Genomic DNA, 12,004 nt, shown 5'->3' with positions numbered 1-12,004 from the left:
GTCGTGGGCGGCAAGGCCGGTGGGCAGGGCACCGCGCCGCCCATCTATACGCCGCGCGAGGTGATGAAGCTGCCGGTGCTGCTGTCCGGCAAGCCGGAGTATCCGCGCCGCGCCCGCGAGGATGGAATCACCGGCGTGGTGATGGTGATGGTCGTGATTGGCACGGACGGCGCGGTGGAGCCGGGCTCGCCGCGCATCCATCGCTCGGTGCCGGGCCTGGACGAGGCCGCGCTCGAGTCCGTGTCGGGCTGGCGCTTCTCGCCGGCCCTGGGACATGGCGGCGCGCCCGTGCGCGTGAAGGTCGTGATCCCGGTGAAGTTCGCCCTGAGGTAGTTCCTTCGCGGTCCCGTAGAAGCCTTCATGAATCCCAAGCTCCGCTCGATTCTCTTCTGGATCCACCTGATCTGCGGCCTCATCGTGGGGCTCGTCGTCGGGGTGATGTCTTTCACGGGCGCGGCGATCGCGTTCGAGTCGCAGATCATCGAATGGGCGGACCGTGACGCCCGTCACGTGACGCCTCCCGCGGAGGGGGCTCCCAAGCTGACGCTGGAGGAGATGCTCGCGAAGGTGAAGGAGGCGAAGCCCGCCGTGCCGCCCTCCGGAGTGACGGTGTACCCCGGGGCGGAGAGCGTGGTGTCGGTGGCCCTGGGCCGCGGCGCCACGGTCTACGTCAATCCCTACACCGGTGAAGTCCGCGAGCCGGGCGCTCAGGGCTGGCGGTCGTTCTTCCACACGATGGAGGATCTGCACCGCTGGCTCGCGGCGTCCGGCGACAACCGCGCCGTGGGCAAGGCCATCACCGGCGTGGCCAACCTGGCGTTCCTGTTCCTGGGCCTCACGGGCCTGTTCCTGTGGTGGCCGCGCAAGTGGAACCTGCGCGCCATGCGGCCCATCCTGTGGTTCCGCCGCGGGCTCAAGGGCAAGGCGCGCGACTTCAACTGGCACAACGTGATCGGCTTCTGGTCGCTGCCCGTGCTGGTGGTGCTGACCACGTCCGGCGCGGTCATCTCCTATAAGTGGGCGTCGAACCTGGTCTTCACGCTCACCGGCAACGAGCCGCCCGCCGCGCAGGGACCCATGGCCGCGGCGCCCGTCGTCGTTCCCACGCCCGCGCCGGGGACGCAGCCCCAGCCGCTGGATGCGCAGTTCGCGGCGGTGATGAAGCAGTCCAACGCCTGGGAGACCATCACCCTGCGTCTGGCCACGCCTCCGGGCGCTGGCGCCCCTGGCGGCCGTCCCGAAGGCGCCCCGCGAGGCGAGGGTGGCCAGCGTGGCGAAGGTGCCCAGCGCGGTGAGGTTGGTCCTCGCGGCGAGGGTGGTCCTCGCGGCGAGGGCCGTGCGGAAGGTCGCGGTGGTCCGAAGGGCCCGCAGGCCAGCGCCTTCACCGTCCGCGAGCAGGAGCGCTGGCCGCTCTTCGCCAACAACACGGTGTCGCTGGATCCGTTCACGGCCCAGACACTGAAGACGGAGACGTACGCGGACTTCAACAGTGGCCGGAAGGTGCGCACGTGGCTGCGCTTCCTGCACACCGGCGAGGCGCTCGGGTGGGTGGGCCAGCTCATCGCGGCGCTCGCGTCCTTCGGCGCCGTGTTCCTCGTCTACACCGGCTATGCGCTCTCCTGGCGCCGCTTCGTCCCTCGCCGGAAGACGCAGGCCGTGGCGCCCCCGGCCCCGGTGGCACCGCCCGCGGAAACGAATATAAACGCCGCCTGACGTGACAATTCGGTAAACCCAGACAGCCCCGAGGCCCGGACCACGAGAGTGGATCCGGGCCTCATCGTTTTCACTCGGCGGCGTGTGGCATTCGGCTGGCTGATGCAAGGCAGTGCCGTTGCGATCGCCTGTCTTTGGAAATCAGGGTGTTGACGGGAAGAAATTTCTTGTAACGCGAATCAGGGTCCTGCATATGAGAATCATTCTCATTTAGGCAGTGCCTCCCATTCCGAGGGGATTCGTGTCCACAGCCAAGCCCGGTCGTACTGGTATCCGCTCTTCCAATGGCAACCCTGGAGGCGTGCGCGGCACGCTCTGGCCCTGGGGGCCCGCTGCCGTGGGTCTCGCCTCCGCGCTGGCCGCGGGTGGCGCGGTGGCGCAGGAGACGCCGGTGACGGGTGAGACGTCCGCGCCGGTGCAGGAGTCCCGGCCGGCGGAGACCCCCCGGGTGGGCCAGGATGCCCCGGCCCCGGAGCGCACCCCGGAGTCCGCGCCCACGGGCGCGCCGGAGGCGGAGGCCGGTCAGGACGACGCGTACGTCCTGCCGGAAGTGTCCGTGGAGGGCGAGACGGAGAAGTACAACGTCACCGAGCCCAGCCTGGCCCGGCTGCCGCGGCCGCTGGTGGACACGCCGCAGACCATCACGGTGGTGCCCGAGCGCGTGATGGAGGAGCAGCAGGCGATGACGCTGCGCGACGCGCTTCGCAACGTGTCCGGCATCACGGTGACGGCGGGCGAGGGTGGCCGCCAGGGTGACTCCTTCTCGCTGCGCGGCTTCTCCGCCCAGACGGACACGCTGCGCGACGGCGTGCGGGACCTGGGCTGGTTCACCCGCGACACGTTCAACCTGGAGGGCGTGGAGGTCTACTTCGGCCCGTCGTCGGTGCTGTTCGGCCGTGGCTCGACGGGCGGCGCCATCAACCTGGTGACGAAGAAGGCGCGCAAGGGCTCCTTCACGGACCTGCGCCTGTCCGGCGGCACGGCGCCGATTGGCCGCATCGAGGCGGACGTCAACCAGGAGCTCTCCGACAGCGTGCAGTTCCGCGTGAGCGCCGTGGGGCAGCTGGCGGGCGTCGCGGGCCGCGACGTCGTGAAGGAGAACCGCGCGGGCATCGCGCCGTCCGCGCGCTTCCAGCTGGCGGACAAGGTCGCCCTGGAAGTGGACTACTTCTACCAGCACGAGGACAGCGTGCCGGACTACGGCCAGCCGTACTTCAACGGCTACCCCGTGGGCGTCACCCTGGACGTGCCCCGTGAGAACTTCTACGGCGTGAAGGACAGCGACGCGGAGCTCGTCAACGTCCACATCGGCTCGGCGCGCCTGCTGGCGGACCTGGGCAACACCTTCCGCCTGACGAACACGCTGCGCTACGGCGGCGTGGACCGCTTCGCCCGGCCCACCGCGCCGCGTGGCCTGACGCCGGCCACGGACCCCACCACCATCGGACGCCAGCGCTTCGAGACGTCCACGGACAACACCTACTTCGCGGACCAGCTGGACGTGCGCGGCGTGTTCAACACGGGCTTCCTCAAGCACACCGCCAACTTCGGCCTGGACGTGTCCCGCGAGCAGCGTGAGCTGGGCCGCGTCAACCTCACCACGGCCAGCGGCAACCTGCCCGCGGACCTGTTCGAGCCGGACAACAGCCCGGACCTGTCCGGCGTGAACCGCGTCCCGGGCGCCACCAACTACAGCCGCCAGTGGAACCTGGGCGCGTACGCGTCGGATCAGATCCAGATCGGCAAGTACGTGGAGGTCCTGGGCACCCTGCGCCTGGACAACCTGCACAGCGACTACGAGACCCAGGCCGCGAACGGTGACGTGGCCGCCTTCGAGCAGGAGAACAGCCTGTTCAACTGGCGCGTGGGCCTGGTGCTCCACCCGGCGGAGAACACCAGCGTCTACGGCATGTACGGCACGTCCCAGAACCCGAGCGCGGAGCTGGCCACGCTGGCCAACGACACCGTCACGCTGGATCCGGAGAAGAACGAGACCTTCGAGGTCGGCGCCAAGGCGGACCTCATCGCGGAGCGCCTGAGCGTCAACGCCGCGCTCTTCCGCACCAACAAGCTGAACGCGCGCGTGCCGAACTCGGATCCGGACGGCCCGCCCACCGTGCTGGAGGGCAAGCAGCGGGTACAGGGCTACGCGCTCGGCATCGCGGGTTCGCCGGTGCGCCGCTGGAACGTGTTCGCCAACTACACGTTCCTGGACGCGAGCATCCGCGAGCACAGCAATGAGTTCCTGGTGGGCCAGCGCCTGGTGAACACGCCCAAGCGCAGCTTCTCGCTGTGGACCACGTACGCCATCCTGGACAACCTGTCCGTGGGCGGCGGCGCCACCTACCAGGACGTGGCCCCGGTGAACAACCCGGCCAACGCGACGGTGCTGCTCACCAAGGTCCCCAACTTCTGGCGCTTCGACGCGTTCGCCTCGTACTCCATCAAGAAGGTGGACCTGCAGCTCAACGTCTACAACCTGACCGACAAGCTCTACTACGACTCGTACTACGGCGGTCAGGCCGTGCCGGCGGACGGTGTTTCGGCGCTGCTCTCAGCGCACGTGCGGTTCTAGTCGCGCGCAATTCCCGCCGGGCGTAGGAGGACGTTCATCATGATGGTGCACATCCCGCAGGTGCTCACGCCCGAGCAGGTGGCCCACTGCCGCGCCGTCTTCGACAAGGCGGCGTGGGAGGATGGCCGGACCACCGCCGGCAAGCAGTCCATGCAGGTGAAGAAGAACCTCCAGCTGCCCGAAGGCAGCCCCGCTGCCCGGGAGCTGGGGGACCTGGTGCTGGCCGGCCTGGAGAAGAGCCCGCTGTTCATCTCCGCCGTGCTGCCCCAGCGCGTCTTCCCTCCGCTGTTCAACCGCTACGAGTCCGGCATGGACTTCGGCTCGCACGTGGACAACGCCATCCGGCCCATCCTGGGCACGAACCAGCGCATCCGCACGGACGTGTCCGCCACGCTCTTCCTGAGCGACCCGGACAGCTACGACGGCGGTGAGCTGGTGGTGGAGGACACCTACGGCAACCACGCGGCGAAGCTGCCCGCGGGGGACCTCATCGTCTACCCGTCCACCAGCCTGCACCACGTCACGCCGGTGACGCGCGGCGTGCGGCTGGCGTCGTTCTTCTGGATCCAGAGCATGATCCGCGACGCGGGGCAGCGCTCGCTGCTCTTCGACATGGACACGTCCATCATGCAGCTCACCCGCGAGGTGCCCAAGAGCCCCGCGCTGGTGATGCTCACGGGCGTGTACCACAACCTCCTGCGCCAGTGGGCGGAGCCCTGAGCCGCGTCGGAGCCGTTACTCCGGGCTGACGTGCAGGGTGAGCACCGGACACGCGGCGCGGCCCACCACCTTCTGCGCCACGCTGCCCAGCAGCATGCGGGTGAGCCCCTTGCGCTGGTGCGTGCCCATCACGATGAGGTCGTACTTCCCGCGCTCGGCCTCCTCCAGCACCACGTTGCCCGCCTCGCCAATCACCACGCGGTGGGACAGGGCGACAGGCGCGGTGCCGTCCACCTTGCGCAGCAGGGATTCCAGTTCCTTGCCCGCGGTGTCGCGCGCCATCGCCTCCAGCGAGGTTGCGTCCCAGCCGGGCGAGGCCACCAGCAGGTCCGGCGCCACGTACTGCGGCGGCTCCCAGGCGTGCAGGACGTCCACCGTCGCGCCGAAGGGGCGGGCGAGTTGCAGCGCGTAGTCCACGACGGACCGGGAACCGTCCTTCAGGTCCACCGGCACGAGGATGCGTGAAGGGCCAGCCATGGGTGTCCTCCTGTGGGAACAATGAACGGTTAATGCCCGACCGCCTCCAGGGCAAGGGGGCGTGCAGGGAGAGCCGAGCAGCGGGGCGGGCACGCAGGGCCATCCGCGCATGGACACCTTCCTGTCCGAGGTCCTGCCCCCCTATGCGCCCTCCCATCGACAACGGTACCGTGCTCATCATCGGCGCAGCTGGCGGCATCGGCCGCGAGCTTGCCCGGCTGCTCTCCCCCCGGGTCAGGACCCTGGTGCTCGTCGCGCGCGACGTGGACGACCTGGGGAGCCTGCGGGAGGAGCTGCTCGTCCGGAACCCCACCCTGGGGGTGATGATCCGCGCGTGCCGGCTGGATGATCCGCGCGCCGTGGACGCGCTGTTCGAGCACCTGGAGCGCCACTACGTCCGCGTGGACGTGCTCATCAACAACGCGGACCATTCCTCCAGCGGCCTGTACGCGGAGGAGCGCTGGAAGCGCATCGAGGAACTGGTGCATGCGAATGTGCTGGCCCCGGCCATGATCACCCACCGCCTGCTGGGCCCCATGCTGGAGCGCGGGCGGGGCGGCATCCTCACGGTGGGCTCGGGCGCGGCGCGCCTGTTCCTCCCGGGGGCAGTGGCGTTCTCCGCCACGCAGCGCTTCCTGGACGGCTTCAGTGAGTCGCTGCGCCTGGAGCTGAAGGACGCGGGCATCCCCGTCACCTTCGTGGCCCCCGGCCCGCTGGCGCTGGAGCCGCACCTGGACGGAGAGGTGACGCCGTTCTTCGAGCTGTCCCTGCGCCAGTGCGCCCGCGAGGCCCTGGAGGGCTTCGAGCGGGGCGAGGCGCTGGTGTACCCCGGCCTGGGGCACCGCTGGGTGATGCGGCTGCTGCGCTTCCTGCCGCGCTCCTTCAAGCGGGGCCTGGGGCGGCTGGCGCTGGGCGGCCTCAAGCGGACGCTGCTCCTGAAGCCGACCGGGCCCACCGGAACGGATGCGCCCCCCCAGCCGGTGCTGCTGGCCAGAGGGGAGCCTTCGTCCGCGACGTAGACGACGGGCGACTACAGGCCGATTTCGGCCAGACGCGCCTTCACGCGCGTGGCCTTCACGCCGGTGTTGGCCGTGCCGCGGCCCTGCGAGTTGCCGCCGACGCCGATGTGGTGCAGCGCCACCACCTGGTTCGTGGACGTGGAGATGACGGGCGAGCCGGACGAGCCGCCCAGCGTGTCCGCGTCGTAGGAGATGTCCGTGGTGCTGTAGTTGCCGTTGAGCACCTTGCCCGGCGAGGACTTCTTCGTCGGCACGCAGGACGACGTCGTGTAGTAGTCGCAGTTCTGGTTCACGACGTACACGGTGGCGTTCGTCGCCGCGTTGGCGGTGGCGACGGTGAGGAAGCCGTACACCTGGCCGGGCAGCTGGCCGTTGACGGCCGAGCAGCGCAGCGCCGTCATGTCGTCACCGCTCCACGTCTTGATGAACGTGGCGCACGGGTACCAGACGCGCGAAGCGGACGCGACGCCGTCCTCGTAGTTGAACGACACGCGCGCGCCCACCGCTTCCGACGCGCTGCCCACGCAGTGGTTGTTGGTGATGATGACGTCGTTGGAGACGAGCCACGCCGTGCAGCGGCTTCCCACCGCCGGGATGGAGAGGTAGCCCACCGCCAGGGACTTGGTGCGCTGCGTGCCCGTGAGGGACGTGGCGCTCACCCAGTTCAGCGAGCCCACGATGACGTTGGACTCCTGCGACGCGAGCGGCTCCGCGTCCGGCACGTCCATGGGCTCCACGGAACCACACGCCGTCAGGCCCATCACCAGCATCGCACCCACGAGCTTCTTCGCGGCCATCACTGAATCTCCCCCCGCGCGGCATTGCGCGGCGCGGGGGGCCTACGCACGCCCCGTGCCATGGCGCCCGTCAGAGGGAGCCCGGCGTCACGCCCCCGTGACAGTGGTGCGTGGATGCTCCGTGCAATCCGGTTGCGTTTGTAAAGAAACGTCACAATCCGCGGCGAATCCCCAGCCATCCCGGGAACTTGCGTGATTTTCCGGGAGTGCCGTTTTTACGGACATGCGGGGTGCGCCCCTGTCCCAGGCGGAGACAGGGGCGGGGAGGGCGGAATTCTTCAGCCGATGATCATGTCCTCGCGCTCGAGGGTGCCTTCCTCGAAGCGGCGGAGGTTGAAGCGGGTGAAGAGCTCGTCGGAGTCGCCGGAGGTCATCCACCGGGCCATCCGCTCCGCGACGGCGGGGGCCATCATGAAGCCGTGGCCCACGAAGCCGGACAGCTGCAGCAGGTTGTCCATGCCGGGGGTGCGCCCGAGGATGGGGTTGTTGTCTGGGGTGACGTCGTAGAGCCCGCCCCACTGGCGCAGCACCTTCACCTGGCCCACGTGCGGCAGCTGCTCCGTGAGGGCCTGGGCGAAGCGGGCCACGAAGCGCAGGGTGCTGCCCATGTTGGGGCCGGCGGGCTCCTTGGGGTCGCCCATGCCGCCCACGATTTCACCGCGCATGGACTGGCTGAAGTACAGGCCCGTGTCGAGCACCGACACCAGCGGCGACAGGAAGGGCTTGAGCGGTTCGGTGCTGAGGATTTCGTGGCGGTGCGGCTCGTTGGGCAGCGTCACGTCCGCCAGCTTCGCGACCTGCGGGCTCCACGCGCCGGAGGCGAGCACCACGGTGTCGCAGGCGATGTCGCCCCGGTCCGTCTTCACCTTGCGCACCTGGCCGTTGCTCGTCTCGAAGCCGGTGACGTTGGTGTACGTCTCCACCTTCACGCCGCGCTTCACGCAGCCCTGCGCGTAGCCCCACAGGAAGGCCCAGGGGAAGATGACGCCGTCCTCCGGGTTGTAGGCCGCCGTCACGCAGTCCTTCATCGTGAGGTCCGGGACGATCTGCCGCGCCTCGTCCGCGGTGATGATGCGCGTGGGCACGCCGTACTTGTTGTGCAGGGCGGCGTTGCGATCCAGGCGGTACGCGGTGTCCTTGCGCTTGGCCAGGAACAGGTAGCCACCCTGGCGCAGCCACACGTTGACGCCCAGGTCGCGCGCGAAGCCCTTCATCAGGTCGATGGAGCGCTTGGCCAGTTCAATCAGCGCCGGGGTGCCCCACTGCATGCGCACGCCACCGCCGTTGCGGCCGGACGCGCCCGCGCACAGGTAGCCGCGCTCCAGCACGACGACGTCCGTCTCACCGCGCAGGGCCAGGTTGTACGCCAGCGACAGGCCCATGATGCCGCCGCCGATGATGACCACCTTCGCCTTCTGCGGCACCGGCCCTTCCGGGCGCAGCGCGGACGGGAAGTGCTCCAGTTCCTGGGGCACGCCGCCCACGGGCGGGACGGACTCGTCCACGGGAGCGCTGGCGAGCACGCGCAGCTCCGTGGGGTACAGCGGCGGGCGCGGCGTGAAGGGCACCACGCCCTCCGGCTTGAGCGCCGGGGCCTTCTGCTTGAGCAGCGCGGCCACCGCGGCGTGGCAGCTCTTGCCCTGGCAGATGCCGGTGCCGAAGCCCGTGTAGCGCTTCACCGACTCCACGTCGTGGTAGCCGCGCTCGATGGCGTGCTCCACGTCCGTGACGGTGACGTCCTCGCAGGTGCAGACGAGCGCCTTGCTCATGACAGCCCTCCCATCAGCGCCTGCGCCGCGCGTGCGCCCATGGCCGCGGCGTCCTTCGCCGTGCCGACCTTCGCCACGTCGCCCGCGACGAACACGTCCGCCGCCTGCGTGCGCCCGTCCGCGTCCGCGTCGACCCGGAAGTGGCCCGCGTCCACGTCGAACTCCACCTTCGCGCCGCCCTGGCGCGCCAGCTCGAAGCCCGGCGTCACCGGCACGGACACCACCACCGCGTCGCACGACACCTTCTGCTTGCGCCCGCCCTGGGGCGTGAAGCTCAGCGCCGTCACGCCTCGCAGGCCGTGGGCCTTGAGCCCGTCACCGACGACGGCCTTCGGGTGCGCGTTCGCGGGCAGCGGGCCCTTCAGGTCCACCACCGCCACCACCTCCACGCCGCGCTGGGTGAACAGGTGCGCCAGCGCGTGCAGCTCCGAGCCGTGGCCCACCAGCGTCGCCACCTGGGGCGCCACGTCGTGCTTTCGCAGGAGCAGGCTGGCGGCGCGGCCCGCGATGACGCCGGGCAGGTCGTTGTTCTCGAAGGGGAGGGTGGGGGGATGACCGCCCACCGTGAGCAGGAAGCGCTTCGCGTAGACCTTGAGCAGCCGCAGGTTCGCCGCTTCTTGCGACGCCACCGCCAGGTATCGGCCGTGCTCGTCGTCATACAGGCCAATGACGGTGGCGTTGCGCACCACGCTGCCCTGCGGGAACGCTGTGGCCTCCGGCACGAAGGGCGCGTTCTCCTCCGGGGCGCCGTGGGCCAGCCGTCCGCCCAGGTTCGCGTCGCGCTCGAAGAGCAGGAAGGGCACGCCCTGTCCGGCGAGCACCCGCGCCGCCTCCAGGCCCGCCGCGCCGCCGCCCACCACCGCGACGGTGGTGTGGAAGGTGCGAGGAGGCAGGGGCTCCGGGCCCGCTGCCTTGGGCAACAGGCCCAGGCCGGCCAGCTGCCGGGCCACGCGCGCCATCACGTCCTCCGCCACCGGCACGCCCGCGAACATCTCGTGATGGTCCAGGCGCTTGGGGAAGAACCAGTCGATGGTCTCGAAGATGTCCACCTTCGCGGACGGGTACGCGTTCTGCCGCTCCAGCCGCATGCCCTCCTTCGCGGGGGTGCGGCACGTGTAGACGTTGGGCAGCCCGTCCACGCGCATGAGGCAGTGCGAGCAGGCCGCGGCGAAGCAGTACGGCCCGCGCGGGCGGTGGTACTTCACGGAGCGGGAGAGGACGTTCTCGCCCGCGGCGATGAGGGAGCACGCCACCGGCTCGCCTTCGATGGCGGGGATGCTCTCGCCCTCGAGGTCCACGGTGATGGCCCTGCCGCGCGGGGTTGCGTCTGGGAGGCGTCGCATGGGTGCCGCGCAAAATGGCGCACCCGACGGAGCCGGTCAAAGCCTGTCAGCGGCCGCCCGCCCACCGTCAACACCCCGTGACGACAGCGCAGGTGATGGCGCGCGAGCACGGCACTTGTTGGAGAAGGAAAAGCCCCACTCCCGGTGCGCTTGGGAGCGGGGCTTCATGATGCGGTGTGGCAATCCGGGTGGCCGTGAGGCCGGGTGCGTCAAACCGGGTGCTCGCTCCGGGGGAAGATGGGCTCCGGCATGCCCCGGCCGCGGTAGCCGAACCGGGTGCGGATGACCGCGCCGAAGGCCAGCGGGTTGAGGATGAGGTTGAGCAGCACGCCCACCACCGGGATGTGGCTGATGAGCAGGATGAGGCCCAGGCCCAGGGCGAGCACCACCGCCTGCGTCTTGCGGCCGCGCATCACCGGCAACCGCGTGCCCACCTCGCTGGCGATGGCCGCGTAGCCCAACGCCGTGCCCAGCATGGAGGCGACCAGGAGGGCGAACGCCACCGGGATGCCGATGAGCGTGATGCACAGGACGATGGTCAGCGGGATGAGGGCCAGCGCACCCACGATGCCCACCCAGAAGTTGCGGGCGGGGTTGGCGCGGATCTCATCGCCCAGCTCCTTCATGCGCGCCGGGAAGAACATCTGCCCCAGGAAGCCCAGGCCGAAGAGGAGCGCGAACTGGAGGATGAAGGACGCAAGGCCCCCGCCGCGGCCGTCGTGGTCGTCATCGTCGTCGTGGTCCACCGACGCGTCGTGGTTCTGCGAGTCCTGCATGCCGCGCTTGATCTCACCGGCCACCATGCGGCCCAGGCCCGCGCCGCCGAAGGACTCCAGGCTGCCCTCCACGATGGCGCCGTCCGCCTTCTGCACCTGCCCGCCAAAGGCGGACACGTCGCCCTCCACCTGCGCGTTGGGCCCCAGGATGACGTTGCCGCCGAAGGCGTGCGCGTCTCCCTCCACGTGGCCCTGGATCTCCAGGTTGCCGCCGAAGGCGACCGCGTCGTCCTCCACGGTGCCCTTCACGATGAGGTTGCCGCCGTACACGACGGCGCTCTCCACGGACTCGCCCTCCTTCACCTCCAGGTTCTGTCCGCGCGCCACCACGTCCCGGGCGCCGCGCTTGCCCTTCTTGTGCTTGAAGCTGTCGCGGAAGCTGCGGATCTCCTCGCGGATGCGCTGCTTGGCGGCCTCGGCCTCTTCCTTCGCGGCCTGCTTGGCCTCATCGCGAGCGCGCCTCGCCTCCTCACGGGCCTCCTCACGTGCCTCGCGGGCCTCCTCCGGCGTCGCGTCCTCGTCCAGGGTGGGCGGAGCGGGAGGCGCCGGCGGCGCGGGCGGGCTGGCGGCGATGACGGGCGGAGCGACGGGCGGCGTGGGGGCGTTGGCCGTGGGGCCTACGCCGGACTCCTTCTCCTTCGCGGTCAGCGGGCGCAGCGTGAAGATGGAGCCGTCCTGCTCCAGGTGGAGCGAGTAGGCGCGGGCCACGGTGCGCAGGGCCTGCTCGGCGCTGATGCCGCGCAGCCGCACTTCGGCGGGGGTGTCCAGGTCGCCGGTGACGACCAGGTTCAGGCCGCCCTTCTCCGCGATGGTCT

General features: G+C 70.2%; 10 protein-coding genes. 5 read left to right on the top strand and 5 right to left on the bottom strand.

Translation table 11 applies throughout. From position 1 onward, the window contains the following. The 4 genes from D7V77_RS35500 to D7V77_RS35485 all read left to right on the top strand — a co-directional run. A partial coding sequence (locus D7V77_RS35500; RefSeq protein WP_147452265.1) for a TonB family protein occupies nucleotides 1–333 on the top strand: 333 nt, incomplete at its 5' end. 27 nt (nucleotides 334–360) lie between these two features. Beyond that, nucleotides 361–1,713, top strand: a complete 1,353-nt coding sequence (locus D7V77_RS35495) for a PepSY domain-containing protein (protein ID WP_120580700.1) — start codon at nucleotides 361–363, stop codon at nucleotides 1,711–1,713. 337 nt (nucleotides 1,714–2,050) lie between these two features. Next, nucleotides 2,051–4,288: a TonB-dependent siderophore receptor gene (locus tag D7V77_RS35490; RefSeq protein ID WP_233597433.1), complete on the top strand. Its 2,238-nt coding sequence runs from the start codon at nucleotides 2,051–2,053 to the stop codon at nucleotides 4,286–4,288. Between the two features lie 39 nt (nucleotides 4,289–4,327). Next, nucleotides 4,328–5,008: a Fe2+-dependent dioxygenase gene (locus tag D7V77_RS35485; protein ID WP_120580699.1), complete on the top strand. Its 681-nt coding sequence runs from the start codon at nucleotides 4,328–4,330 to the stop codon at nucleotides 5,006–5,008. Nucleotides 5,009–5,023: 15 nt separating this feature from the next. Here the strand turns inward: D7V77_RS35485 and D7V77_RS35480 are convergent, their stop codons facing one another. Further along, nucleotides 5,024–5,485, bottom strand: coding sequence for a universal stress protein (locus D7V77_RS35480; protein WP_120580698.1), 462 nt, complete (start codon nucleotides 5,483–5,485; stop codon nucleotides 5,024–5,026). A gap of 143 nt (nucleotides 5,486–5,628) precedes the next feature. Between D7V77_RS35480 and D7V77_RS35475 the strand changes: the two genes are divergently transcribed. Beyond that, nucleotides 5,629–6,504 (top strand): SDR family oxidoreductase, encoded by an 876-nt coding sequence (locus D7V77_RS35475; RefSeq protein ID WP_120580697.1) that lies wholly within the window; start codon nucleotides 5,629–5,631, stop codon nucleotides 6,502–6,504. Between the two features lie 11 nt (nucleotides 6,505–6,515). On the opposite strand, the gene D7V77_RS35470 is transcribed toward D7V77_RS35475, so the two are convergent. From D7V77_RS35470 to D7V77_RS35455, 4 genes are all read right to left on the bottom strand, one after another. Further along, nucleotides 6,516–7,301 carry a serine protease gene (locus tag D7V77_RS35470; protein WP_120580696.1) on the bottom strand — a complete coding sequence of 262 codons (786 nt, stop codon included), beginning with the start codon at nucleotides 7,299–7,301 and terminating at the stop codon, nucleotides 6,516–6,518. A gap of 278 nt (nucleotides 7,302–7,579) precedes the next feature. Beyond that, nucleotides 7,580–9,070: an FAD-dependent oxidoreductase gene (locus D7V77_RS35465; RefSeq protein WP_120580695.1), complete on the bottom strand. Its 1,491-nt coding sequence runs from the start codon at nucleotides 9,068–9,070 to the stop codon at nucleotides 7,580–7,582. After that, nucleotides 9,067–10,413: a 2Fe-2S iron-sulfur cluster-binding protein gene (locus tag D7V77_RS35460; protein WP_120580694.1), complete on the bottom strand. Its 1,347-nt coding sequence runs from the start codon at nucleotides 10,411–10,413 to the stop codon at nucleotides 9,067–9,069. The genes D7V77_RS35465 and D7V77_RS35460 overlap by 4 nt, the downstream gene beginning before the upstream one ends. A 209-nt stretch (nucleotides 10,414–10,622) precedes the next feature. Further along, nucleotides 10,623–12,004, bottom strand: a 1,382-nt coding sequence (locus tag D7V77_RS35455) for a polymer-forming cytoskeletal protein (protein WP_120580693.1), incomplete at its 5' end; no start/stop codon positions are given.

The sequence above is a fragment of the Corallococcus sp. CA041A genome (genome assembly GCF_003612075.1).
Taxonomy (GTDB): domain Bacteria; phylum Myxococcota; class Myxococcia; order Myxococcales; family Myxococcaceae; genus Corallococcus; species Corallococcus exiguus.
Note: the sequence above shows the minus strand (reverse complement) of the source record. Positions and strands in the feature narration are given on the sequence as shown.

Excerpts from the sequence above, each read along its gene's own strand:
- D7V77_RS35470 (WP_120580696.1), bottom strand. The coding sequence starts at position 7,301 with ATGGCCGCGAAGAAGCTCGTGGGTGCGATGCTGGTGATGGGCCTGACG.
- D7V77_RS35485 (WP_120580699.1), top strand. The coding sequence starts at position 4,328 with ATGATGGTGCACATCCCGCAGGTGCTCACGCCCGAGCAGGTGGCCCAC.
- D7V77_RS35460 (WP_120580694.1), bottom strand. The coding sequence starts at position 10,413 with ATGCGACGCCTCCCAGACGCAACCCCGCGCGGCAGGGCCATCACCGTG.
- D7V77_RS35465 (WP_120580695.1), bottom strand. The coding sequence starts at position 9,070 with ATGAGCAAGGCGCTCGTCTGCACCTGCGAGGACGTCACCGTCACGGAC.
- D7V77_RS35475 (WP_120580697.1), top strand. The coding sequence starts at position 5,629 with ATGCGCCCTCCCATCGACAACGGTACCGTGCTCATCATCGGCGCAGCT.
- D7V77_RS35480 (WP_120580698.1), bottom strand. The coding sequence starts at position 5,485 with ATGGCTGGCCCTTCACGCATCCTCGTGCCGGTGGACCTGAAGGACGGT.
- D7V77_RS35495 (WP_120580700.1), top strand. The coding sequence starts at position 361 with ATGAATCCCAAGCTCCGCTCGATTCTCTTCTGGATCCACCTGATCTGC.